The organism is Sporolactobacillus sp. Y61 (genome assembly GCF_040529185.1).
Taxonomy (GTDB): domain Bacteria; phylum Bacillota; class Bacilli; order Bacillales; family Sporolactobacillaceae; genus Sporolactobacillus.
In genome coordinates this window covers 3,187,100-3,212,246 of the sequence record NZ_CP159510.1, presented here as the reverse complement: position 1 = coordinate 3,212,246, position 25,147 = coordinate 3,187,100, and the positions used below count along the sequence as shown (strand labels likewise).

Genomic DNA, 25,147 nt, shown 5'->3' with positions numbered 1-25,147 from the left:
TTTCTAATAAATTTCTGTATGATTAAGATAGCACTGGATACGGAGGTGACACCGCACATCGGAAGCGGTGTGCGGGAAGACTTGGGGAATATGACCGGACTCTTGATTGTGATTTTATTGATTTTTTTAACCGCTTTTTTTGTTGCAGCCGAATTTGCGATCGTTAAGATTCGCACGACGCGTCTTGACGAGCTGATCAAGGAGGGAAGTAAACGCGCCAGAGCAGCAAAGACGATAGTGAAAGATCTGAATGGTTATCTGTCGACGACGCAACTCGGGATTTCCGTGACTGCTCTGGTACTCGGGTGGATCGGGGAGCCTGCGGTAGCTCGTTTGTTCCATCCTCTGTTTCACTGGCTTGGGGTGAGTGGTGCTTTATCTGTAACCCTTTCTACACTGATCGGTTTTTTTATTGTAACGATGCTCAGTGTTGTTCTTGGTGAACTGGCACCAAAGGGCATCGCCATTCAGAAAGCGGAACAAATAACACTGGCTATTACGTATCCTCTGATCTGGACACATCGCCTGCTGTTTCCATTCGTCTGGCTGCTGAATACCTTATCAAACGGAGTGATCCGTCTTTTCGGAATGCAGCCGAATGCGGATCATGATCAGGCATTGACTGAGGGAGAACTCAGAATGACGATTTCCAACAGCTTCCGAAGCGGGGAGATCAGCCAGGGTGAACTGCGCTATATGGACCGAATTTTTGATTTTGACGAACGGATGGCGCGGGAAATTATGGTCCCGCGGACTGAAATCATCTGCATTTATAAAGAAGATCCGCCTGAAGAAAGCCTGAAGACATTGCGCGATGAAAAATATACCCGTTTTCCGGTCGTAGCCGGTGATAAGGATCATGTTGTTGGCATGATCAATATTAAAGACATTTTTACTGATTATCTGAAGAAAGAGATACATACCCTTGATGAATACATCCGCCCAATTCTGACGGTGCTTGAGACGACCCCGGTCCGCATGCTTCTGGAAAAAATGCAGAAGGAAAGCATTCACATGGCGATACTGATCGATGAGTACGGAGGGACCTCGGGACTTGTCACCGTCGAGGATATTGTCGAAGAGATCGTTGGAGAAATCCATGATGAATTCGATGAAGGTGAAGAGCCGGCGATTCAGGTGATTGATGAAAATCAGGCTATGATCAGCGGTAAAGCGCTGATTTCCGAAGTGAATCGCCAGTTCCATCTGGATATTGAGGAAGAAGAACTGGATACGATTGGCGGCTGGATTTTTGATGAAAAACCTGATGTCAGGAAAGGGACCGTTCTTCGGTACAAGGATGTCACGTTTGAAGTCGTTGAGATGGATGCCCATCAGATTAAAAAAATCCATGCCAGTAAGCTGAAGCCGGAAAAACCGAAAAAGTTGTCATAATCAGTAGATTGATCCGATCGGCCCTGACCTATAGAAAAAGAGAACTTTTCGGGCGCCTGCGGCGGGCATAGCGCTGAAAAATTCCCTTTTGTAAAATTTGTGTGGATAAAAGGATCAGAAAAAATAAGCCTCTGCCGGTCTGCCACTTGCCGGCCGGTTTTTCTTCATGAAGAAGCAAGCCTGGACGTATTACTCAGACGAGATTCAGACCACATCGTCTGATTTTTCTTGTCGTTGTTTTTTCAAACTCTTTTTCAATAATTTCATACATACGAATGTGTTTATAATCCGGCATTTTGTTGTTCACTTCATCAATAATCGATTTGACAAGCGCCTGTATTTCTTCCTTTGCAGGCAGATGCCCCATGATTCGGGTCACATAGTCTAAATTTGGGAATATCTTCGCCTTCACGCAGGCGCTCCCCCTGCGATCATTTCCACTCAGAACAAGCGCTTCACTGATCGGTTCCTTTTCAAGCAGCCGTGCTTCTAATTCTTCCGGATAAATGTTCTTGCCGTTGGCTGTTACGATGACATTCTTCATGCGCCCTCTGATGTATAACGCCCCATCTTTATCAATCGATCCCAGATCACCTGTCCGGAAATAGCCGTTTTTGAAGGTGTGGGCGGTTGCAACCGGATCGTTATAATAACCAAGCATGATATTATCGCCTTTGGCAAGAATTTCACCCACACCTTCTGCATCAGGGCTGTCTATTTTCAGTTCCACACCGGAACAGCCACACCGGCTGAGCGGGCATTGAAGTAAAAATCGTTGTTTCCTGCCAGAAGAGGAGCACATTCAGTGAGACCGTATCCCTGCAATGAGCGAATACCGAGCGCCTGAAAATCCTCAATTACAGCCGGGGAAAGATCAGCTCCGCCGACAATGAAGGTACGAAGTTTACCACCAAGCGCCTGCTTCACTTTTCGGCGGATGATCATCCTTACAGCGAACGGCAGCGTCCGGAATGCTGTCGCAAGTGAATTCGTCCTGAATGTATCCTGATACTTTTTCGGACATTTACCGGCTACAACCGTCTGAATTCGTTTATCAAGAATCTGAAGGAGTTCGGGGACGACAACGAGAAGGGTTGGCCTGTATTCAAGAATGTTACGCCGTATGGCATGCAGACTGTCCGCGTAAGCAATGCAGGCACCGCGAGACAGAATAAGCAGGCAGTTCAGCGTGCATTCGTACGTATGACAAAGGGGCAGGATAGAAAGCGTCTTGTCGCGGGATGTCACTTTTACAATCTGCGAGGTCGAATAGATGTTGGTACAGATGTTTTTTTGAGAAAGGCAAACCCCTTTTGGTTTTCCAGCCGTTCCTGAAGTAAAGATCAGCACACTCATTTTGTCTGATGCAACAGGAAGGGTGTCTATGCGTTCATCCTGTGTTGCCATGGCAGGCAGGGCATCCTGCAGGGATAAAAGCAGCCGCTTATGACCGGTCAGCGGTCTTAGCTGGTCAAGGATCTCACTGTCCGCACACACTGCAGCGCAGTCGGCACTTGCAATGAACGTGTACATGTCTTCAGCAGATAATTCACGATCAATCGGGACAGCTACGCCGACTGTTGCCGCGCACAGATAATGCAGGACCCAGCTATAGCTGTTTTTTCCGACGACTGCGATCCGACTGCCGGAAAGACCAAGATCGAGAAAATGGGTGCCCAGAGCACGAAAGTCTTCTTTAAACTGAGCATAACTCACAAACTTGTAACTTCCGTCTGACTTTCTGATCTGAAAAGCAGTCTTTCTGCCAAACCTCCTTGCACTTGTATAGATCATTTCACGAAAATCAGTGTACCGTGTGGCTCTATTCAACTGTTTTGTTTTCATTTTCTGCTCCTTTACCCCTGGCCATTTATGTATTTTGAGCTACATCTGAATGAAAATGATCTGAACAAAAATGGTCCCTGAATGTCAATCCAGCGAGTCCGTTAATTTTATTTTGCGTACATGAAATCTGCCTGCCGTTTTACGGGAAAGTCAGATTGTCCATATGATTCGTTTTCAGTACTCAGTCTAGGTACGCTGTACATCACGGAAAGTTTCATTTCTCACCGCTTTTTTAGACAAATAATCGTGGATAAAGAACATAGGATAGTGTATAATCGCATTAGGGTATGATTTGTCAGCTTTATCTAAATTTTCTTTATTAAAGGGAGAGATTAAATCAGTGGAAGCTCCTGCAGATGACCCCGGGAGTTTGATTTTCTTTCAGCTCGGAATGATTGGGGTTCTGACTTTAGTGAATGCCTTTTTCGCAGCTGCCGAGATCGCGCTTGTCTCACTGGATAAGAAGCGGATGGCACATCAGGCGGCAAACGGGGACAGGAAAGCCAGACTCCTGAACAAATTGCTTCAGGATCCGGGTAAGTTTCTGGCGACGATTCAGGTGGGCATCACGCTGGCCAGCCTTTTTTCCAGCGCGTCCGCCGCAACCGGACTTGCGGACCATACCGCTTCCCTGCTGGGAAATTTCCCTTATGCCGAAGAACTGGCGATTATTATGATTACGCTTCTTCTGTCCTATGTGACGCTGGTATTCGGAGAACTTTTCCCAAAAAGAATTGCGCTTCAGAATGCGGAAAAGATTGCCAGGATCTCTGTCACGCCCATTCTGCTCATCAGTAAACTGGCTCTGCCTTTTGTGCTTTTCCTTTCTTTTTCGACGAATCTGCTGGCAAAAATTACACGTACAGAAACCGTAAAAGTCAGCGGGCAGACGAACGCCCGGGATGAGATGAAAATACTGGCTGAGTCCGGGCGGGAAGACGGGTCCATCAGACCGGCTGAGCTGGATATGATTCGCGGCGTGTTTGAACTGAACAGCAAGATTGCCCGTGAGATTATGACGCCGAGAACGGATGCCTTCACGCTCAGTGCCGACACGCCCCCCGACAGACTGGCGCCTCTCCTGTTACGTGAGAATTATACCCGCATCCCGGTTTATGAATCTGATCATGATCACATTATCGGGATTCTGAACATGAAAGACTACTTTCAAGCGGCGGGCGAGGCAGGCTTTGATCATGTGGATCTGCGCGCGCTCCTTCGTGAACCGTATTTTGTCCCCGAGACGCGAAATATTGATGATTTACTGCGTGATCTGCAGCGGGCGCATCAGCATATTGCCGTTCTGCTGGATGAATATGGCGGCTTTGCCGGCCTTGTGACACTGGAGGATCTGATTGAGGAGATCGTCGGAGAAATTGAAGATGAGCACGATGAGGCTAAAGGAGTGATCAGACAGATTGATGAGCGCACCTGGTTAGCCGACGGCACCCTTGAAATAGATGCATTTAATGAACTCTTCAGCACGCATATTGAGGCACCGAATGTGGATACGCTCGCAGGATTTGTTCTGAGCCGGATGGGGTACATTCCGGAAAAAGGGCACAAATCGGCAGTCACATACGACCATATGTTATTTACCGTTGAATCAGTCAGAGGAAACCGTCTGGAGAAGATCCGGATTGAGTTTCATGAGACGCTCAGCGAAGTCAGTGCTTCATAGTTTGCCGGACTGGCAACGTCATAATGAAAAAATTCGCCACCTCCGTTATGCTTAATAAAAAGGTAACAGGAGGTTTTGTTATGCCAGGGCTGTTTTCGTAAGTGGATTTAAGAATGAAACCTTTAATAAATAACCGTATGTATGCTAAAAATGGTGTGATTTCCGATGATTTTTCGCTCAAAGGCAGACAACTTCTTTGTTGCCATTATTTCCATAACGATTTTAAATATAGGCGCTGTCACATTGCTGCCTGTATTCATTGATAAGAACGCATCGGCAGCTGTTATAACCATTATGTTCGCTCTATTTATTGTTTCAGCAGGTATCATCGTGTGGACAGCCTTTTTTATCTAGTATGTTTTTTATGAGGATTTTTTATTAGTTAAAGGAGGGCCCTTTCGTAGTAAAATTCCATACCAAACAATAACTAAAGTTTCTTCAACGGGGGATATATTCACTGGTTATCGAATCTTATCATCTAAACAGGGCCTTGAAATATTTTACAAATCTGCAACACTCGGAAGTGTTAAGATTTCGCCAGAGAATAAGACCGGGTTTATCACCGAGTTAAAAAAACGATGCCCGGATATACAAATTCAGGAATAAACTTGTTAAAACAGCGGTTAAACGCCACATTCAGGATGGCCCTTATAGGGCCTTTTTTTATGCACTCCTTACTCTGCTTTCTTCTTTAACTTCTGTTTATGACCGGCATGCCCTTCTTCCGGCATTTTGGCCGATGGATCGGGGATTGTTTTCGGCTTTATGTGAATGGTGTCTGAGGAATACAGGGAAAAGGAGACGCTCCCGCCATATTTATGCGCCAGGATCAGAATGGGCTGATGGTATGTGTTCCGGAAACGGAAGTCAGGGCCGTACCAGTCGACCGTCGCATCACGCCCGGGCGGTACATAACCGACACGCCTGCTGTGTGAGTAGCGCTTCGTGATACGCAGTCCGGCACGGTCGACAGCGTTGAACAGCGTAGAGGACACCTGGCAGATCCCGCCGCCGATTCCTTCCGAATATTCTCCTCTGACGATCACCCGCGCGGGCAGGTAGCCTTTTTCCTTTGTTCGCCTGCCGACGGTCTGGTTGAATGAGAACGTTTCGTTTGGGAAAACCACCGTGTTGTTAATCGCCTCGGTGGCGAGCATAATATTGTTCGAACGGCTTTTATTTCCGGCATTGAAAAATGTCACATAACTGCCGATCGGACGCACGCGTATCTCCGAAAGCAGTTCGCTGTCGACTTTGGGATAAACGGGGGAAAGCGGAGCTTCAACAGTGGCCGGGCCGCGGCTGAATAAATAACGGTAAAAACGGTCTCTAAAGGCCCTTTGATCAAGCCGGACTCCCGGTTTTTCTGCAGCAATCCCGCCATGTTGATCAAGAGTGGCATTTTGTGGAGCCTGATAGATCGTCCGGTTAAGTTTACTGATAAACTGATCGACTTGCTCAGGATCGATGAACGGCGGGCCGGGAAAGACACGGGTGACTTCCGCGCGTGTGACCGTAGCGGCCGGTTTGCCGTGAAGGGTGATCACCAGATGATCTGAAGGAACAGCAGCTCCAGTAAGCAGGAAAAAGGAAAATAGTATTTTGATCAGCATCCGTCGCACCTCCGGCTTTATTATGAGCAACTTTTACCGCTTTACTCAGGATCAATGAAAAACAGGAGGGACATTTTTATGAAGGATACAGAACATCGCCATTATTCCATGGATCCGGTGATCGCGCCAGATGCACGCGTCCTCATTCTGGGGTCGATGCCCGGGCCAGGCCTCTTGCGATGCAGCAGTATTATGCCTGCCCCCGTAATCAGTTCTGGCGCGTAATGACCGCTTTGTTCCAACATAAGGGAACATTTGAAAATTATCAGGAGAAGTGTGATTTTCTGACGAAAAACCGGATCGGGCTCTGGGATTCGATCCGCCAGTGTACCCGGACGGGGAGCCTTGATTCAGCGATCCGGGATGCGGAACCTAATGCCATTCCGCAGCTTCTGAAAAAGTACCGGCAAATCCGGCTGGTCGCATTTAATGGAAGTAAGTCCATCCAGGTCTTTAAAAAACACTTTGGGCTGGAGTTACTGATCCTCACCGGGATCCGTTATGTTCAGCTGCCCTCAACCAGTCCGACACCGACCCGGCGGCCGAAATCGTTTGAAGAGAAGCTGCGGGAGTGGTCGGTGATCCGTGATTTTTGCTGATTACTGCATATTAACCGAAAAGATCACCATATTAAATCTGAGACTTATCTCAGGAGGTTTATATGGAATCCATTACAGATCGACTTGACCTGCGTTCTGATGGGATCTGGTACCCGATCGCTGTTGCCATTCTGCTCGTTCTTATTGTTCTGTTCATGAGGAAACGTGAGATGAACTGGCGGTATATCTATTTCACGTTTGGTATCGTCGGTACAATGACGTGGGTGATTGATATGATCGTGGGGGTATTCTTCCATGGTTATATTCTTGGATGGGACCATGTGATTGGTCTGGGTGACCTGTTTGGAGTCACACTGATTCCCTCTTTTCTTGCAATCATCTTTCTGAATTACAGGACGCCATCGAATAAATGGCTGATGCTGATCCTCTTTATTCTGCTGTCGCTCCTGATCGAGGGCGGAGCAATGGCCACAGGCTATTTTCGGCAAAGGAACTGGAATCTGTTTTACTCTGTACTGGGGTATGTCGTGGTTTTCGGATGGCTTCTGCCTCTGCATAAACGGATAATGAATGCGGGCTGAGCTGCATGCTTACCGCCGTCTTCTGATAATAAAGCGGACAATAAAGAAAAGGACGGCGGCACCGATCACCACGTAAGCCACAATGGCATACACATCCATGAAGGCGAGGACTTTTTCCCACGACCGGCCAAGCAGCGCACCTGCTGAAACGAGGAGAACGTTCCAGATCAGTGTTCCGGCCGCCGAATAAATCAGAAAACGGCTGAAGCGCATACCGGACATGCCGGCCGGGATGGAGATCAGACTGCGGACCAGCGGCACCATCCGGCAGAAGAAAACGGCCCGGTAACCGTAGCGGTCAAACCAGGCATCCGCCCGCCTGACATCTCCGGTTTTCAGCCTGAGGAGGTGCCCCCAGCGGCTGATCACCATCTCCAGCCGTTCCACGTTCAGCACGCGCCCGACCAGGTAAAGCACGCAGGCACCGGACAGGGATCCTGCCGTCGCGTAAAGGATGACCCCGGGGATACTCATCTGCGTCCGGGTCGTCATGAAGCCGCCGAAAGTCAGAACAATCTCTGAAGGAATCGGCGGGAAAATATTTTCCAGAAGAATCATCAGGAATATACCGATATAGCCGAACTGTTCCATAAAATGGGTGATCCATTCCTGCATCTCTTTCCCTCTCTTTCGCCTGGCAGAAAATCTGCCTGTCCTGCTTATTTTATGATAACATAATAATTAAAAAACAGATTAAATGAAATGATGTGGAGTTATTTATGGATCAGGGAAAAAGGGGATTCAGGATGCCTGCCGAATGGGCGGCGCATGAACGCACGTTTATTTCCTGGCCTGTGCGCCGGTCGATGCACTATCCCGAAGATTACCGGCGCATCGCCCGTGGTTATGCCGCTTTAGCCCGGGCAATTGCTGAATTTGAACCCGTCACCGTGATCGTCAACCCGGATCAGGCAGAACAGCTGAAAGCGGAATTTGATGAGGAATGGATCGACAGGCTCGTGATCGCTCACGATGACTCATGGGTACGGGACAACGGGCCGACTTTTCTGATTGATGACTTCGGACATCGGGCAGGGGTAAACTGGCGTTTTAATGCCTGGGGCGAAAAATATCATCCGTGGGATCATGATAACCAGCTGGCCCGGGTCCTGCTGGACAGACTCCATATCCGGCGAGTCGATGCCTCGATCGTGCTTGAAGGCGGATCGATCCACACAGACGGTGAGGGGACGCTCCTGACGACTGAGCAGTGCCTGCTCCATCCGAACCGGAATCCACAGCTGGACAGGGGAGGGATAGAAGAGGAACTGAAGCACAGGCTTCATGCAGAGAAAATCATCTGGCTGAAACGCGGCCTGAGCGGAGACGAGACGGACGGTCATATCGACAACATCGCCTGTTTTGCTGCCCCTGGTAAGGTGCTGATTCAGACGTGCGATGATCCGGGTGATGAGAACTTCGAGATTACCCGGGAGAACTTGACCAGGCTAAGTGAGGCGACCGATGCCCGGGGAAGAAAGCTTGAAGTGATCCGGATCCCGCAGCCTCCGAAACGATTCTATAAGGGCCACCGGCTGACTTTGAGCTATCTGAACTTTTATCTGGTGAACGGCGGCGTCATCCTGCCGGTTTTCGGCTCTGAGGCAGCTGCATCTGACCGGAAGGCGGAAGCTGTTCTGCGCCATGTCTTCCCGGATCGGCGGATACGGACGATTGACGGGATGGGGATCATTACAGAAGGCGGCAATGTGCACTGCGCGACGCAGCAGATGCCGGCCGACCCATTGAGGTGAGTGATGTGCGGAAGGTGAAAGCAGCGGCTACACAGATGAGCTGCTCCTGGAATAGAGAAGAGAATCTGCTGAAGGCGGAAAAGCTGGTACGCCAGGCGGCAGCGAAGGGTGCACAGATCATCCTTTTACAGGAACTTTTTGAGACGCCTTATTTCTGCCAGAAGGAAAAAAGTGAATATTACCGGCTGGCCGAGACACTTGAAGAAAGTCGGGCAGTCCATCATTTCCGCCGGATCGCCCGCGAGCTGGAAGTCGTTCTGCCGCTCAGCTTTTATGAAAAAAAGAATAACGCGCTATTTAACGCGCTGGCGATGATCGATGCCGACGGCCAGGTGCTGGGAACTTATCGGAAGAGTCATATTCCGGACGGACCCGGCTATGAAGAAAAATTTTATTTCAATCCGGGGGATACCGGCTTCAGAGTCTGGCAGACGCGCTATGGAAAAATTGGTGCCGGTATCTGCTGGGATCAGTGGTTTCCTGAATCCGCCCGATGTATGGCGCTGATGGGTGCCGAACTGCTTTTTTATCCGACGGCGATTGGATCGGAACCCTATGATCCTTCGATTGATTCGAAAGACCACTGGCAGGCGTGTATGCTCGGCCATGCGGCGGCAAACCTGGTTCCTGTCATTGCCTCAAACCGGATCGGCACGGAGAAAGAGGAAAACTCATCGATCTCGTTTTACGGCTCTTCCTTTATCGCCGGTCCACGCGGCAATAAACTGGCTGAAGCGGACCGGGAAACCGAAACCGTCCTTGTCGCAGAATTTGATCTCGACCAGCTGCAAATGCAGCGCTTCGACTGGGGGCTGTTCCGCGACCGGCGTCCGGATCTTTATGGCGCGCTCACAACTTTTGATGGAAAACAGAATCCATAATGGGGAGACTCCTGCGCCTTTTGCTGAAGTCATGGCAGATCTTGAAGGAAAAGCCGGTGGCGGATTAATCTTGCCATGCTGCAAAAGAGCCGCTGTTCGAGGTACATTAGAGAGAAAACAATTCTTGTATTTTCCGGACATTCTCATATAATGAAGTAGAGTCTGTATAGAGCAAGACGAAGAGCTTATGTTTTGAACGATCACAGAAAGGAAAAGGGGATTACAGTTTCCATGGCAAAAATTTTGATTGTTGATGATTCCCGGTTTTCACAGAGAATCACTTCAACGATGATACATAATCATCTGGATGATGTGGCGTTTTCCTTCGCAGAAGACGGTGAAGAGGGACTGGAAAAGTTTCAGGAAGAGCGGCCCGATTATACGATCGTTGATTTGCTGATGCCGAAACTCCGCGGGCAGGATCTGATTGAAAAGATCAAAGAGATTGATAGAGCGGCCAGAATTATCGTCCTGTCGGCAGATATTCAGAAAAGTGTCCGCAAGGTGGTTGAACTGATGGGTGTCCAGGCGTATATCAATAAACCGCTGAACGATGAGAAGGCGAAACAGATTTCAGGAATCATAAGGAATGATGCCTGATGACTGGGAAAAGTTACCGCGATGATATCCTCAGAGAACTGTTCAACATTGGCGTTGGCCAGGCGGCTGCGACACTGTCTGATATTATTGAAAAGAAGATTGTCCTCGATGTTCCGGATGTTAAAGTTCTGAATACAGGCAGAGGAAAAGTGGAACTGGACAGGTTTTTGAAAAATGTGGCACAGGGTGCGGTGATGGTATCAACCATCTCTTTTGACCGTCAGCTTGAAGGCCAGGTCAGCCTGATATTTCCTGCAACAAAAATGCACCGGTTTATTGATCTGTGTCTGCATGAGAACCGTGACGAAACGGACAGCCTTTCATTTACAGATATTGATTTTGATACGATAAAAGAAATTGGCAATATTATCTTAAATGCGATTATCGGACAGCTGAGTAATACAGTCGGGATTCCTGTAGAATACACGCTTCCTGATGTCAACCTTCTGGATACTGCGCGTGCCGATCTGTTCGTAAGTGATGCTGATTATCGGCTCGTGCTGATGATGTACATTACCTTCAATATTGAGGGGACTGAAATTGAAGGAGCGATCGTGATGAATATGACGCTGAGATCTCTGGACGAGATTCTCACGACCATTGAAAGAATCTATGATGGAAGATGATCACATTGGATTCGGTATTGCCGGGAGTCTTACACTGCATAAATGAAGGCGTTGTGATCCTTTCTAATGACCGGGAAATCCTGTGCTGGAATCCATTTATGGAAAAGATAACGGGCATGCAGGCATCGGAAACACTCGGCAGACCGCTGGAAGACGTTCTGCCCCAAATGAATAACAACTTTTTTCATGAAGCGATCAGGAATTTGATTCATAATGGTACGCCTGCATTTTTTTCAGCCGCCATGCATAAGCATCTGATCAATAGAGAACGGAAGGTTAACCTGAAGATGGATCGGGTGGCATATCACGAGGGGCCGGCCATTTTTCTTGAATTTACGGATGTGACCCATCAATTTCTCAGAATCAGCCAGCTTCATCAATATGTGACTCAGCTTTCCCGGCTGAATGATGAACTAAGACGGAAAGAGGCGGTGATAAAAAAGCTGGCCTATTATGACCGCCTGACCGGTGTGGCGAATCGGGCACTTTTTGATAAGTATGCCGGCAGATATCTGAATGAGGCGAAGGAAACCGGCCGGATGCTTGGTCTGATGTTTATCGATGTGAATGAATTCAAATCAATCAATGATACGTACGGGCATAATACAGGAGATAAGGTGATGACTCGTGTGGCAAGCCTACTGACGCAGTCAACGAGGAAGAATGATATTGTCTGTCGCTATGGCGGGGATGAGTTTGTTGTGCTGCTGCCCGGTATCCATGATGATGAGAATGACCATGAAATCATAGACGGGATTAAGCGTAACAAACACAGGAAGATCATGCAGGACGGCTATGAAATCCACCTGTCGCTCAGTATCGGAATCAGCTTTTACCCGGAGGACGGGGAATCCATTGATGAGCTGATTGAAAGGGCAGACTGCCTGATGTATCAGGATAAGCACGAGTCAAAATAAAAACAGATGATCAACATGATGGGGGCCGGGCAGAGACAACCTGTACGGGTCTGTTTTCATGTTCATGCCATGAAGAGAGTACAAAAATGTTGCCGGGAAAAGGCGAGGTTTTCCTGATATCCGCCCGCTCCGTCTCCGGTTGACATATCACGTATTCGATGGCATAAATAATAATTGCGGAAGGTTTTCACTCATCTCATTTAATAGCAGAGGCATATCATGAAAAAAAGTGACAGATATAAAAGGCTGACAGATATCATCGATGATCCGGATCGGGTCAGGTGCGATGAATTACTCAGCCATTACACGTTCACAAAAACCGGCGGGAAAGCGGATGTCCTTATCCTGCCGAAAACATATGAAGAAGTTTCAGCCATTGTCCGTTTCGCCGGAGTCAATCAGCTTCCGGTCACGGTGCTCGGTAATGGATCAAATCTGATTATTCGTGATGGCGGGATCCGTGGAATTGTCATTCATACGATGAAACTGAATGCGATCCGCCTTCAGGGATCCAGTATCATCGCCCAGTGCGGTGCGGCGATTATTGATGTATCGCGCTTTGCCCTGCGCTGTCATCTGACAGGTCTCGAGTTTGCCTGTGGTATACCGGGATCAACAGGTGGCGCGCTTTATATGAATGCAGGTGCCTACGGCGGTGAGACGGCGGACGTACTCAGCCATGCTGTCGTGGCTGACCGCAGCGGCCGACTGATCGAGCTGAGCCGGGATCAACTGGAGATGGGCTACCGCCAGAGTGCCATCTCAAAGCACGACTATATTGCACTGGAGGGTACCTTTACCCTGGAAAAAGGTGAGGAGGAGAAGATCAGGGAGCAAATGGATCATCTGACCCATCTCAGGGAATCGAAGCAGCCGCTTGAGTATCCGTCCTGCGGCAGTGTCTTTAAGAGACCGCCGGGGCATTATGCCGGGAAACTGATCCAGGACAGCGGACTACAGGGTACACGAATCGGCGGAGTAGAAGTATCACAAAAACACGCCGGATTTATGGTAAATGTCGATCACGGGACCGCGACCGACTATATTAAACTGATTCATTACGTACAGAAGACCGTTAAGGAAAAGTCCGGAGTGGATCTTCAGACAGAAGTGCGTATCATAGGTGAAGATAAATAACAGGACCGGGTGGGTATACCCGGTCCTGTTTATTTAATATGTGGGTGTGCCCGGCCGGCATGGGCGATAACCTGACGGGGGAAGTCCGCCGGAGGCCCCGGCCTCATGAACTGCGGGGAAGAGGCCGGGGCCTCTGCTGTGATGCGGGAGTACTTCTCCCGGGGGTCGATGATCAAAGCCGCCTGCCCAGGATCACCAGATCGCGCTGTCTGCCGTCCAGTTCGGCAACACGCGGCAGAAACCCCCACCTTTCAAAACTGAAATGTTCAAAGAGACGCAGGCTTGGTTCGTTATGAGCGAAGATAAAGGCAAGAAGGGTGCTGATGCCCAGACTGCCGCAGCAGCTCATGGCTTTGCGGATGAGTAATGATCCGATGCCCTGATGCCGGCAGCTTTCGTGAATATAAATACTGATTTCAGCCGTCGCGTGGTAGGCCGGGCGTCCATAAAACGGCTCCAGACTCAGCCATCCGCAGATCATCCCCTCCCGCTCGGCAACCCACAGTGGATGCCGAGGATCCGCAAGATGTGCTTCAAGCCATGGCTTTCGGTCTTCAACACTGATTTCCCGCGTATCTGCCGTCACCATCCGTCCGGGTATGGTTGAATTGTATATCGCGACAAGGTCAGGAAGGTCATTTTTTGTTGCCAGTCGAAAATGGATATTTTTCATTACCCGTAAGGTTCCCCCTTTACATTAAATTAAACGTGCTGCCGGTCAGCATTCAGTCAGACAGGAGATTGACGATCGCATGGGCGTCGGCCGACAGTTGTTTCCGTGCCTGATCCGGGGCATCCGTATTAAATGAATCTGAATGGATCATTTGAACGTATGTCTGCAGATAATAGACAGATGCCGAAAGATTTCCGCTTTTAAAGGCCTGCTGCGCCTGGTTCAGGGCATAGGACAAGGATGCGGTCTCCGATTCGGAAAGGCTGTCCTTCTCAAATTGTTTCATCAGGCTATGGCGCATCACGTCAAATCCGGAATCGATGCCCGTGTATCCCAGCAGCTGATACTCGCCGACAGCAAGCGGACCCTTGCCGCTTTTGCTGCTGATCTCCAGACGATAGGATGCGTAGGATTTCGGATTTTTAATGGTGAAGGCGCGGGTCATCGACCTCCAGGCGAAAGATTCGTCAGAGCGCGTATCCAATGTATCCCAGTGAACGCCATCGTTTGAGCCGAGCAGGCGCCAGCTCTTTGGATCGCTGCTTCTCCCGCTGGCAGATGAGGTCAGGGTGTACATTTTAACCCGGTTGCTTAATGAACGGAACTGGACATCTACCGATACTACAGGGTCAGGGAATGTGGCAGCCGTCCCCGAGAGATTGTCAGTCAGATGACGGACATCGGTTGCATCCGGAGCGGTAATTTCTGCTTTTTGGCCTGTGAGGTCGGTCAGTGCTGCAGAGTAGATGGATGAATCATCTGTTGACAGAGGTGTCAGTGAATCCGGCAGATCGCCTGCAGAGCTGCCCCAGTCTGAAGGTGCAGATCCCATGTCAAATGTCAGAATGCCGCCGCTTTTCAGCAGGTCATGAGATAGGGACGTCTGTTCTATCGCTGCACCGTTGAATCTCACCGCCTGGACATATTTATTTTTATTGCTGAGCTTCGGTGCGTTAATCACCAGATCACGACCGCCGGGCAGATGCAGAATCATATGTTTAAAATATGGGGCACCAAGTACATAGTTGTCCGTCCCTTTCTGCAGCGGGAAGAATCCCGCCGCGCTGAATAAGTAGAACCCGGAAAGCATGGCTCCGGTATCTTTACCGAGAAATCCTCCTCCAATACTTTCTCCGGTGTAAAACCGGTTCATTATTTTCCTGACGGCCGCCTGCGTCTTCCATGGTGAACCGGTGAAGGCATACATATACGGGGTACCGGCGGAAGCAGGTGTGTCGAATACAAAGCGGCCGAGTTGTCCTGCAGCCGCGAGCGTTGCTTCAGGCTTCTTCAGAGCTTCTTCATCCGGCGATGTCGTGAAGAAATCATCCAGTTTCTCCTGCAGTGCCTTTCTTCCGCCGTAAAGATTTGCCAGGCCCTGACCGTCCTGCGGCACATTAAAGGCCTGATGACCGGGATCATGAATATAGGGCAGAGAGACGTCATCTGCTGATCTGCCTGGATCTTTTTTCATCGCGGATGGATCCAGCAGATGGACATAGTCTGCGGAACGTTTTAGAAAATAGCGGCTGTCATCCATAAGGGCACGATTGGACGGCTGATCAGCGGCAAGTTTCTCAGCCAGATTGCCCATGGCAAAATCACTGATTTTCGCTGCCAGCGCGTCATCAAGTGCTTCATTTTTCTTACCGGCGTCACTCTGGAGAATCACGCGATCTGTCTGCTGCCCGACCGGCCCGGATACAGAAGCGTATCTGGCGAGGCGCTTGTACAGCTGATCCGTATGAAGGCCGGGGACATCTTTCGCCGCCGCATCAGCGAGGGCGAGTGCCGCATAAGCCGCTGAAGGACCATTCAGTATATCACCGCTCGCCCCTTTATTGAGCAGCATCCCGTTGATCAGCCGACCGGTCAGCTCTGGCTCGAGAAGGATATAAGCCGGCCAGGCCGTCTGGGCACTGAAGGCAAAATCACTGTTCACATAATTACGCCCCTTGTGGATGGGGGCGCCGGTTTTAACGGCACTATTTTCGGCATGAGTCGCTTCTTCAGGCGCCGCGTAACGATCATCCGGTTTTTTCTTTGAACCGGTATTTTCATATCCGGCATTCGGATACAGATAGAGGCGGTACAGGCTTGAGTAAAAGGTGGTTTTCTGCGCGTCTCCTGCCCCCGGCAGGCTGACTTTACTCAGCCTGCGGTTCCAGGCAGACCGTGCCCGTTTACTGACATCCGCGAAACGGGTTTTACCACCAAGTTCAAGTTCCAGATTTTTCTTTGCCTGATCGATACTGATGAGAGAAACGGCAACTTTCAGGGTCACAGACTTGTTTTTGGACGTATCGAATTTATAGAAAGCGGTCATATGATCCCGGTTTTCGCCGGACAGCTTTGACCAGTCGATGACCGGCCGGTCGACGGTGGCATAAAAATAAAGTCGCCGCCCCTGATCGGTGTCTGAGGATCTGTCGTCAGAGAAGCCTTCGAGGGTTCCATCTCTCGCGTTAAGTGTCAGTTTTCCATCGTTGGTCAGATGATCAAAAATCAGATTGCCGTCTCTGCCGTTAAAGGTAAAGTGGAAGATAGCTGAGTGGCTGTCCGCAGCCATCTCTGCTTTCAGACCATTTGTAAAGGTGACACGATAGTGATCAGGGGCCGCATCCTCATCCTCCCGGTGAAAGGCGAGTCCCCGGTTCAGGCGGCTTGCCGAAGGGGTCCCATGAAAACCGGAGGGCATGACCTGAAAAGACTGTCTGTCCGACGTTCGACTGTTCGGCGAGTGCCCGAGGGAAAAGGATTGAATTTCAGGCAGATTATCAGGATTATTGTTTTCCCGGTACGGATAGAAATGACTGGCAGAACTGCTGTTAATGGCCGGAGACCAGTAGGAAAAGCCGTTGGGAACGCCGACAAGCGGCACCGTCTCTCCTTCAGGCGCGGCAGGGTTGGACTGGGTGCCCCTGAGGATGTTCACATAATCAACGGGTTCCTTATCAGATGATTGATCTCCGGTATTTTCAATACGTATATCATCAACTGCTCCGCTGAAAGAGACGTCGGCTTTCGGCGCATGGTAGGCGAGCAGAATCCGTGTGATGGTTTTCCCCTTGGCCACCTTGCCGATATCCACATCTTTGTAATTCCACTGACCCGTCTTCAGCGTCCGCGAAGCTCCCTGGGCGGAAGCCGTCATTCTGATCCCGTCCTGATCCACCGCCCGGCTGATCTGATGCAGATAGGTTCCGTCGGAAAAAGCAAGATCGACAGCGACATAACCGGATACAGGGGACATCTTGTTTTTCTCCCTGGAAACCGGGGCAACGTAATAAGACAGGCGTGTGTCTTTGTGGACAGGTATTTTGACACGGAACAGCCTGTTGACTGCATAACTGTCTGAGTTCCCTGAAACGGTACCGGAATAGCTGAGGGCCCGTTTGCCCGTCCAGCCGGCCTGCTTCGGTGAGGCATAAAGATTCACCGGGCCGGGCGCGGCCACTGTACGCATCGTGTTTAATTTATGACCGCCGGATGAGGATGTGATTCCGGATGAAAGTTTCTTTCCGCCTGAACCGGCCTCTGCGCTGCTTTTCCAGTCGGGAACCGGGTCCCATTGTTCGAATGATGTAAAGAAATCTCCGGACGCAGACCGTGCATGCGCTTTCGGCATCAATGGCTGCGGGACAAAAGGCAGAATCAGAACCAGACAGAGTAATCCGGTAAAAATTTTGGTTGTATATTTTTCTGACATATCCGGGCACCTCTTTGGTTCGACTATAAAGAAAGTGTAAAATTTTTGCGGGAATAAGGTTCAGAAAAACTAGACGCCTGTGACTTGCCGGAAACAGGCTTTTGTTTTATAAAAAGACAAAAAAATATGCGATAAGAATGCCGGTGAGCACTCTATCGCAAACGAGTAAATGATGGTTTCCTAAATCAAGATCGAACATCTCAACTTAAGGTTAACTGCAACAGAAGGTGTGTTAAAGCTTACTCATTTATCATAGCATTCCGTGATAAGCATTCAATTGTTTTGTAAACTAATCTTACATACTTTTTGCTTTTTCTATGATAAAACAGAAAAACAGGCCGGAAATCTGACATTGTTCATTTTTTCTGAAACGGTCCGCTCATTTCTCCAGCACGGAGGATCGCCTGATGAATGCATGCGCTGACGGATTCGCTGACGTGATGACGGTCCAATGTATCAATACCGGCCTGAGTCGTTCCTCCAGGAGTCGCAACCGCACGCAGCAGGTCATCGGCCTTTTTTCCAGACTGCTCAAGCAGGCTGACCGCTCCCTTCAGGGTCTGCAGAACAAGCCGGGCGGAGTCTTCCGGGGCAAGCCCTTCTTTAACCCCCGCCTCCTGCATGGCTCCGGCAAGGTAATACAGGTAAGCAGGTCCGCTCCCTGACAGGCCGGCAATCACATCGATTCGCTCTTCTTCCACGACGGTCACACTGCCGACGGTTTCGAAAAGCTCCCTTGCGAGGCTGAGCTGTGCCGCTCCGACATAGCGCCCGGCTGCCATACCGGTTGCCGACAGGCCGATCGAAGCAGATGTATTCGGCATGACGCGGACAACCGCCAGCTTTTTTCCAGTGGCGTTACAGATGAAATCGGTGGGTACGCCGACCATCAGGGAGACGATCAGCTGATTTTCATGAAGACTCTCTCTGATTTCAGCCAGGGCTTCTTTTGTATCTCCGGGTCGAAAAGCAAAAATAACGGTATCAGCGCCGTCAAGTGCTTTTTTCTTGTCCTGTGTGGTATGAACAGGGTATGTATGTTCCAGATCGTGCAGGCGCTCTTTATTCGACCGGTTAGTCATCCACACCTGGTCCGCTTTAATTATTTTTTTTGTGAGAAAACCTTTCAAAAGTGATTCTGCAAGTTCTCCCGCGCCGATAAATGTCACTTTATTCAGCATGTACGTAAACCTCCTCATTTCGGCTGCGTACGGACATCCGCTTAAAGCAGGTTCTTAAATGATTCGACCGATGTCGCTTCTTTTCGTCTTCTCCGCGTCAGATGCCTCCGGAGAATTAGGCGCAGAGGATGACGCATGTCGACCAGATGGCGGACACGCGCGGTATACCGGATCCAGTAACCGGTCATCGCAAGGACGATGATCATAATCTGCGGTGACGACAGCGGAAAATCCATCAGTCCATATAAAATCAGTGTCGGCAGAGCAAAAAGGAAAAGCTCTGCGGTGTAACTCCTTCCGGACGATGAACGTTGCAGCCTGATTAAATTGTACACGCTGACGCCGACAACAGCAATAAAAAATAAAAAGCAGAACATTCCGGAAGTGGAAAGTACAGCGAGAAACAGGTCGTGTGCATGGGGAATCATCCGTCCGGTCAGCGCGATGTAATCCTCTCTGAAACCAAAAGAGGTGGTCCCGAACAGCGGGTTGTCAAAAAAGATATGCAGACTGTTTTTCCAGATCGCTACTCTCTTGTCGAAGGAAAGTTCCGTGCTGCCGGTCCGCGGCATCCATTGATAGACAAAGGGTGCAGCAAGGACGCTCAGAGTCAGAACGGGAACAAATACGCGCCTGCTGAGTTTGAAGAGAAACAGCAGGTGAATCAGAATCATGATGACGATCCCGGCACGGGATTCGGTTTCATAAATCGCCAGGTCAAGAATCGGGAGGAGCGCAAGAGAAAGCAGCATCGTGCGCCGGTGACCCGTCCTCACAGCATTCAGCAGTTCCACCGACAGAAAGGCAAGTGCAAGAATCAGCAGATAACAGGCATAATTTGGATTGAAGGCCGAACCCATCAGACGCCCCTGGCCGGAATAACCAAACGGCTGCTGACCGATCATCAGGGCCATCGCACGACCAACCGGTGAGTCAAATGAGAAGAATCTGAACAGATGATCGGAAACAAACAGATACACGCCGCCGAAAATGGTGATCCAGACAAATCGCCTGAGGGGAAAGCGGACCGGCTGCTGAAGCAGACACAGATAGATACCGAGGTATCCAGTCAGGATCAGGGTTGAAAGAAAATCCATATATTGATGATGACTCAGTGCCGCACCGACGGACGCCAGAATCATCATCGTCAGCAGTATGCTGATTGAGTCCCCGGGAATCAGGCGGCGTCTCCTGATCGAATCGCCCCACTTCATCATCGCCAGAACGACGAACCAGGCCATACCTGCAGGCGGCAGGACGTAAAGAAGGATAAAGCCGACGGAAAAAGGCCGGCTGCTGATTTTCTTAATAAAAGGTCTCACGGTAAAATCCCCCGAAATCCGTATCTCTACCCTCATTTATAATGAAAAGAAACAGGTACATTTTCTTTATGTATAATTTTTTATATTTGACCGTCTGCGCCTGGAAAGGCTGTCAGCCGATCAACCTTCCGCTATAATGAAAGAAAAAGGATCAACAGGGAGGAGACAGACAGCATGAGACTGGCTACGATTGGGACAAGCAAAATTACGGATTCATTCCTGCAGGCGGTAAAGAAGAGCGGAAGATTTGACTATGCAGGTGCTTATTCGCGAACAGAGGAGAAAGCACGGTCTTTTACTGAAAAACATCATGGCAGCACGTGGTTCACGTCACTTGAAGCGCTTGCGGCAAGTCGCGATGTCGATGTGGTTTATGTGGCTTCACCAAATGGACTGCATTTTAAACAGGTGAAACAGATGCTCAGCGGCGGGAAACATGTCATTTGCGAAAAACCGGTTTTTGTCACACGGAGAGAGTTCGATGAGGCTTTTGAACTGGCGGAGCAGAACCATGTTTTTCTCTTCGAAGCCATCCGCAATATCCAGACCCCGGTTTTTCACCGGCTGAAGAAAGAACTGCCGCGGGCCGGCCGTCTGCGCTCGGCCATTCTAAAGCAGATCCAGTATTCGTCGCGTTATGACCAGTTTCTTTCCGGACACATGACCAATATCTTCTCACCGGAATTTGCAGGCGGGGCGCTCGAGGATCTTGGTGTCTATCCGATTTATGTCGCGGTCGCACTGTTCGGCACACCGCAGGAAGCAACGTATTTTCCGGTCCGGCTTTCAAATGGGATTGACGGCAGCGGGACGCTGGTTCTGCGTTACGACGGGTTGATCTGCACGGTGCTCTTCTCAAAAATCGCTCATTCGGAGTCACCTTCCGAGATTCATGGCGAGAAAGGGACGTTGAGCATCAACAGTGCATCGGACATTGCCAGGCTGGAATGGACGGACGCTCATACGAAAGAAACGAAACTTCTTGCGGAACATGTTTCGGATAATGATAAACTTTATGAGATTCATCATTTTGCCGACATTCTTGAACAAAATGACCGGGCAGAATACAGACAGCTCAGAGATCTCAGTCGCAGCGTCCTGCAGATCGTGGAAACAGTCCGGAAAGAAAACGGTATTATTTTTCCAAATGACAGAAATTAAAGTGAGATTCAGCCTGCAGGCGGATCCTTTTTCCCGGCAAATTGTTTACCCTTAATATAAGGTCATGATGAAGGGCGGTTGTGATGTGGAAACATACCAGGAGAAAACAGCGTCTGTTGAAGGGATCCATAAAATCAGTGTGGAGACTCAATCGCTGGACGTGGAGCTGATTCAGTCGGAAAGCGACGAACTGCAGGCGACCCTCTGCGGCGAACACAGTGAAGATGAAGCGCGGCATATTGAACTTGAGCTGCTGCGCCGGGATGATGAGCTGAGGGTCCGAATCACTCAGCAGGGTCACCTGTCTATGTTTCATATTGTCGGCGGGATCTGGAACAAGTATCTGAGATTCACCGTATATGTGCCCGACCGGCTTTTCGAAAGGATCACCGCAAGCGGCCAGTCGAGTGACATGATGGCAAAACGGCTGATGGCAGGAGAAATGATCTTCCTCTGCCGCTCCGGGGATATTCAGCTGGATGACTGCGTGGCGAAAGAAACACTGAACGTGCGCGCATCAAGCGGAGATATTACGTTAAACGGTGTCCTTGGAAAAGGTGACGTATCCGTTCAGAATTCAAGCGGCGATATTGACTGCCGGGGTCTGACCGGTGAAACGATCAGCATCGGCACGCACTCCGGGGATCTGACGGTCTCGGATTACCGCGGCCGGCTTCGTGCTGAAGCAAAATCCGGCGACATTGAAATCAAGAGCGATGTCCTCGCGGGGGATGTTGCGATTCATTCAAGCAGTGGGGACGTGGCCCTGGCATACAGACAGGCTGATTCTTTTCTTGTTCACTATAAAGGATCATCCGGTGAAGGGAAAATCCGCATGAAGGGGCTCAGTTATGAGGAGAAAAGTGAGCACCTGATCGTTGGAAAGAAAGGTGACGGTCGCTATCGGGTCGATGTCCGTACGAGTTCCGGTGATTTTGTTCTGCAGTAACGACATTCAGACTTCCCGAACAGTACCGGGAAGTTTTTTTATGTTATAGAGGATTAGGAGTCCTGAAAATTATTTTCTCCCAAACAGGGGCATGTATGATCAACAATCAGGGACGATCGGGGGGAAGTTACCTGGGATGCGCTCTTTTTGGTTGGGGAATCCGGTTAAGCGCCTGATCAGATGAATAGACGGAAAAATTTCGCTTACGTTAGTCATTCAATTTAAGAATAGCTAAAATAGGCGGAATGATTCCGACTATTGACTGGAGAAAACGGAAAATGAAGCTTGTTGCCTGGCATAAGCGGAAAACCTCCGCTTATATACCCTCGAAAAGCGTCCCGTTCTGCCCCTTAACCGGAAAATATCCACTTATCTTACTTTTTGCTCTCAGGACAAAACATCCTATGACAAGTAAGCGGGATGAAGGCCCTTGCAAGATGGGAAATAGTCTGTTGCGACTTTGAAAGGGATCGCAAACGCAGAAGAAGATTTGCCCGGCCAGGAAGGCAAACCTTTGCCAATCCGGAAAAGTTGGGCCGCTTAGCCTGGCGTGATGAAAAAGTCAACATCGCAAAAAAAATTTCAATACTGCCTTGCATTATTCAGTACTGTGTCATATATTATAATATAAGTGCAAAAATGTGAGTAATCCAATTGCCCCACTAGTGAATAATAATCAGTAGTGAACAGTGATCTGACTAATACGGGGAAGTGATCCGCTTGAATGTACAATTCAAAAAGGGGGTTCTGGAGTTGTGTGTACTCATCCTCATTGCCGACAAAGATCAGTACGGCTATGAACTGGCCCAGAATATTTCAGACAAGATAGAGGTTGCAGAGGGGACGCTGTATCCACTGCTCAGGCGTTTGACAAAAGAAGGCTATTTATCGACCTACCTCAGTGAGTCGACGGAAGGCCCACCGAGAAAATACTATTCGATCACTGAAAAAGGTGAGTCATACATGAAAGCATTAATTCGTGAATGGAAACAATTTTCCAAGGCAGTTGACCAGTTTATCAAGGGGGTGCAGCGTGATGAATAAAGACGGGTTCCTGAATGAGCTTGACAGGCTTCTTCGCGAGATTCCAAAAAAGGAACGGCAGGAAATCCTTGCTGACTTCAAAGAACACTTCACAATCGGTTTTAATGAAGGAAAAAAGGAAGAAGAAATCATCCGCGAGCTTGGTGATCCAAAGGTGATTGCTGAAGAAGCACGCTCCGACTATGAAGCGACGAAATCGGAAAGGCCGCAGCCGGTGGCAAACGTCACACGCTGCATTCTGGCAGGCATCGGCATGATTTTCTTTAATCTGGTTGTGGTCCTCGGTCCTCTCGTGGGGATTTTGTCAATCTATCTCTCGTTCTGCATTGTTTCGGCAGTTTTTATTGTCAGCCCGCTGCTATCGATAGGTACCCTTTTTGATTCAGGGGGAATGCCTTTTCTCTTTGTTTTCTTTTCATCGCTGATCCTGTGCGGGGCGGGTATCCTGCTTGGCATCGCGATGATCTTCATCGGGAAGTTTCTCTGGCGTGTCTTTGCAGGCTATCTTCGATTTAACGTCAATGTCGTCATGGGGAGGAAAAGGTCATGAGAAAATTCATTTACGCCGCTCTGGGAATGATTCTGATCGGTATCATCGGTGTTGCTATGATACTCCTGTCAACGGATCTGCTGGATTTTGAGAAAACGGATGCGCAGAAAAAAACGGCAGACAGCCAGGACCTCAGCGAAATACAGGTGGACGCCGGATCGCTGGATGTCACGGTTGAGAAGACAACAGGCCGCACATTGACTGCGGAAATTCAGGGCTGGGGGAACGGGCAGATGACCCGAAGGACAAAACTGGAAATGCAAAGACACGGCCAGGCACTGCATATCCTTGCTGATCAGAATCCTCAATTTTTTGCGTTTTCATTCGGCTGGAAAAAGCTGGTCGTTAAAGTGCCTGCGCAATTATATCAATCCATCACTGTCCATTCAGGGTCGGGAGATGTTTCCGTACAGTCCCTGCGGGCAAATGACCTGTCTGTTACAACCAACTCAGGAGATATTACGGCTGAAAACAATCAGGCGCCGGGGAGCTTTACGGCGAAAGCGTCGAGTGGAGATATCGTGCTGAAACAGACACGTGCGTTGGATCAGGTCTCTGTCACGACGCGCAGCGGTGATATTGATTTGACCGGTTTTGTGGCGGGACACTCCTATGTGAACGCGTCGTCCGGTGACATTACAGTCCGAAATTTCAGCGGGGATCTCTCGGCGCGGGCGGATGCAGGTGACCTCGTGTTAAAAAGTGAACGGTTATCCGGTAATCTTTCTGCAGAAGCATCGAGTGGTGATGTGATCATCGGCTTTAATCAGGATCCGGATTCTCTGACGCTTGATTACCGCGGACGTTCCGGTGAAGGAATAGTCATGACGAAAGGCCTGCTCTATAAAGAAAAATCGGAGGATCTGATTATCGGCCGAAAGGGGAACGGCAAGTATCACATTAAGGTACGGACGAATTCCGGTGATTTTGTATTGAGATGAATACGGGTTTTAGAGCATGATCCGGTG

At 49.4% G+C, this 25,147-nt stretch carries 24 protein-coding genes and 1 pseudogene; 17 read left to right on the top strand and 8 right to left on the bottom strand.

All coding sequences use genetic code 11. The features are described from left to right. The first annotated feature begins 18 nt into the window (after positions 1-18). Positions 19-1,395 carry a hemolysin family protein gene (locus ABNN70_RS15445; protein WP_353948309.1) on the top strand — a complete coding sequence of 459 codons (1,377 nt, stop codon included), beginning with the start codon at positions 19-21 and terminating at the stop codon, positions 1,393-1,395. A 193-nt stretch (positions 1,396-1,588) separates the two neighbouring features. Here ABNN70_RS15445 and ABNN70_RS15440 read toward each other — a convergent pair whose 3' ends face one another. Together ABNN70_RS15440 and ABNN70_RS15435 are read right to left on the bottom strand one after the other, a co-directional pair. Then, positions 1,589-2,125: a hypothetical protein gene (locus ABNN70_RS15440; RefSeq protein ID WP_353948308.1), complete on the bottom strand. Its 537-nt coding sequence runs from the start codon at positions 2,123-2,125 to the stop codon at positions 1,589-1,591. Beyond that, positions 2,116-3,240, bottom strand: coding sequence for an AMP-binding protein (locus ABNN70_RS15435; RefSeq protein ID WP_353948307.1), 1,125 nt, complete (start codon positions 3,238-3,240; stop codon positions 2,116-2,118). Before ABNN70_RS15435 ends, ABNN70_RS15440 begins: the two co-directional genes overlap by 10 nt. A 391-nt stretch (positions 3,241-3,631) precedes the next feature. Between ABNN70_RS15435 and ABNN70_RS15430 the strand changes: the two genes are divergently transcribed. The 3 genes and pseudogenes from ABNN70_RS15430 to ABNN70_RS15420 form a co-directional block, all read left to right on the top strand. Then, positions 3,632-4,921 (top strand): hemolysin family protein, encoded by a 1,290-nt coding sequence (locus tag ABNN70_RS15430; protein ID WP_353949458.1) that lies wholly within the window; start codon positions 3,632-3,634, stop codon positions 4,919-4,921. Positions 4,922-5,086: 165 nt separating this feature from the next. Further along, a complete protein-coding gene (locus tag ABNN70_RS15425; protein ID WP_353948306.1) occupies positions 5,087-5,275 on the top strand; it encodes a hypothetical protein in 189 nt (62 codons plus the stop codon). Between the two features lie 12 nt (positions 5,276-5,287). Next, positions 5,288-5,527, top strand: a pseudogene (locus tag ABNN70_RS15420) (PH domain-containing protein); the annotation flags it as partial. Between the two features lie 68 nt (positions 5,528-5,595). On the opposite strand, the gene ABNN70_RS15415 reads toward ABNN70_RS15420, so the two are convergent. Then, complete coding sequence (locus ABNN70_RS15415) at positions 5,596-6,531, bottom strand: VanW family protein (protein WP_353949457.1); 936 nt, start codon at positions 6,529-6,531, stop codon at positions 5,596-5,598. 182 nt (positions 6,532-6,713) lie between these two features. Here ABNN70_RS15415 and ABNN70_RS15410 point away from each other — a divergent pair, with 182 nt between their 5' ends. Continuing rightward, positions 6,714-7,133, top strand: a complete 420-nt coding sequence (locus ABNN70_RS15410) for a DNA-deoxyinosine glycosylase (protein ID WP_353948305.1) — start codon at positions 6,714-6,716, stop codon at positions 7,131-7,133. A gap of 62 nt (positions 7,134-7,195) precedes the next feature. After that, positions 7,196-7,675, top strand: coding sequence for a hypothetical protein (locus ABNN70_RS15405; protein WP_353948304.1), 480 nt, complete (start codon positions 7,196-7,198; stop codon positions 7,673-7,675). Positions 7,676-7,684: 9 nt separating this feature from the next. Here ABNN70_RS15405 and ABNN70_RS15400 read toward each other — a convergent pair whose 3' ends face one another. After that, complete coding sequence (locus tag ABNN70_RS15400) at positions 7,685-8,290, bottom strand: DedA family protein (protein ID WP_129929429.1); 606 nt, start codon at positions 8,288-8,290, stop codon at positions 7,685-7,687. Positions 8,291-8,421: 131 nt separating this feature from the next. On the opposite strand from ABNN70_RS15400, the gene ABNN70_RS15395 reads away from it, so the two are divergent. From ABNN70_RS15395 to murB, 6 genes are all read left to right on the top strand, one after another. Next, positions 8,422-9,429, top strand: a complete 1,008-nt coding sequence (locus ABNN70_RS15395) for an agmatine deiminase family protein (protein WP_353948303.1) — start codon at positions 8,422-8,424, stop codon at positions 9,427-9,429. 5 nt (positions 9,430-9,434) lie between these two features. Beyond that, on the top strand, positions 9,435-10,310 hold the full coding sequence (gene aguB / locus ABNN70_RS15390) for an N-carbamoylputrescine amidase (RefSeq protein WP_353948302.1): 876 nt from the start codon (positions 9,435-9,437) through the stop codon (positions 10,308-10,310). Between the two features lie 192 nt (positions 10,311-10,502). Continuing rightward, the gene (locus ABNN70_RS15385; RefSeq protein ID WP_353948301.1) at positions 10,503-10,910 is read left to right on the top strand and encodes a response regulator; all 408 of its coding nucleotides are present in this window, start codon (positions 10,503-10,505) and stop codon (positions 10,908-10,910) included. Next, on the top strand, positions 10,910-11,536 hold the full coding sequence (locus ABNN70_RS15380; RefSeq protein ID WP_353948300.1) for a chemotaxis protein CheC: 627 nt from the start codon (positions 10,910-10,912) through the stop codon (positions 11,534-11,536). The genes ABNN70_RS15385 and ABNN70_RS15380 overlap by 1 nt, the downstream gene beginning before the upstream one ends. Continuing rightward, positions 11,533-12,453 carry a diguanylate cyclase gene (locus ABNN70_RS15375; protein ID WP_353948299.1) on the top strand — a complete coding sequence of 307 codons (921 nt, stop codon included), beginning with the start codon at positions 11,533-11,535 and terminating at the stop codon, positions 12,451-12,453. The genes ABNN70_RS15380 and ABNN70_RS15375 overlap by 4 nt, the downstream gene beginning before the upstream one ends. Positions 12,454-12,672: 219 nt before the next feature. Then, positions 12,673-13,590, top strand: coding sequence for a UDP-N-acetylmuramate dehydrogenase (gene murB, locus ABNN70_RS15370; RefSeq protein ID WP_353948298.1), 918 nt, complete (start codon positions 12,673-12,675; stop codon positions 13,588-13,590). A 172-nt stretch (positions 13,591-13,762) separates the two neighbouring features. On the opposite strand, the gene ABNN70_RS15365 is transcribed toward murB, so the two are convergent. The 4 genes from ABNN70_RS15365 to ABNN70_RS15350 form a co-directional block, all read right to left on the bottom strand. Beyond that, a complete protein-coding gene (locus ABNN70_RS15365) occupies positions 13,763-14,263 on the bottom strand; it encodes an N-acetyltransferase family protein (protein ID WP_353948297.1) in 501 nt (166 codons plus the stop codon). A gap of 52 nt (positions 14,264-14,315) precedes the next feature. Further along, positions 14,316-17,972: a GH92 family glycosyl hydrolase gene (locus ABNN70_RS15360; RefSeq protein ID WP_353948296.1), complete on the bottom strand. Its 3,657-nt coding sequence runs from the start codon at positions 17,970-17,972 to the stop codon at positions 14,316-14,318. Between the two features lie 356 nt (positions 17,973-18,328). Beyond that, positions 18,329-19,153: a pyrroline-5-carboxylate reductase gene (gene proC, locus ABNN70_RS15355; protein ID WP_165364272.1), complete on the bottom strand. Its 825-nt coding sequence runs from the start codon at positions 19,151-19,153 to the stop codon at positions 18,329-18,331. 41 nt (positions 19,154-19,194) lie between these two features. Next, positions 19,195-20,475, bottom strand: a complete 1,281-nt coding sequence (locus ABNN70_RS15350) for an O-antigen ligase family protein (protein ID WP_353948295.1) — start codon at positions 20,473-20,475, stop codon at positions 19,195-19,197. Between the two features lie 174 nt (positions 20,476-20,649). On the opposite strand from ABNN70_RS15350, the gene ABNN70_RS15345 reads away from it, so the two are divergent. The 5 genes from ABNN70_RS15345 (at position 20,650) to ABNN70_RS15325 (ending at position 25,120) form a co-directional block, all read left to right on the top strand. Then, positions 20,650-21,636 (top strand): Gfo/Idh/MocA family oxidoreductase, encoded by a 987-nt coding sequence (locus ABNN70_RS15345; RefSeq protein ID WP_353948294.1) that lies wholly within the window; start codon positions 20,650-20,652, stop codon positions 21,634-21,636. A gap of 85 nt (positions 21,637-21,721) precedes the next feature. After that, complete coding sequence (locus ABNN70_RS15340) at positions 21,722-22,585, top strand: DUF4097 family beta strand repeat-containing protein (protein ID WP_353948293.1); 864 nt, start codon at positions 21,722-21,724, stop codon at positions 22,583-22,585. 720 nt (positions 22,586-23,305) lie between these two features. Next, positions 23,306-23,629 carry a PadR family transcriptional regulator gene (locus tag ABNN70_RS15335; RefSeq protein ID WP_353948292.1) on the top strand — a complete coding sequence of 108 codons (324 nt, stop codon included), beginning with the start codon at positions 23,306-23,308 and terminating at the stop codon, positions 23,627-23,629. Then, positions 23,622-24,179, top strand: a complete 558-nt coding sequence (locus ABNN70_RS15330) for a DUF1700 domain-containing protein (RefSeq protein WP_353948291.1) — start codon at positions 23,622-23,624, stop codon at positions 24,177-24,179. Before ABNN70_RS15335 ends, ABNN70_RS15330 begins: the two co-directional genes overlap by 8 nt. After that, positions 24,176-25,120 carry a DUF4097 family beta strand repeat-containing protein gene (locus ABNN70_RS15325; protein ID WP_353948290.1) on the top strand — a complete coding sequence of 315 codons (945 nt, stop codon included), beginning with the start codon at positions 24,176-24,178 and terminating at the stop codon, positions 25,118-25,120. The genes ABNN70_RS15330 and ABNN70_RS15325 overlap by 4 nt, the downstream gene beginning before the upstream one ends. Positions 25,121-25,147: the final 27 nt, after the last annotated feature.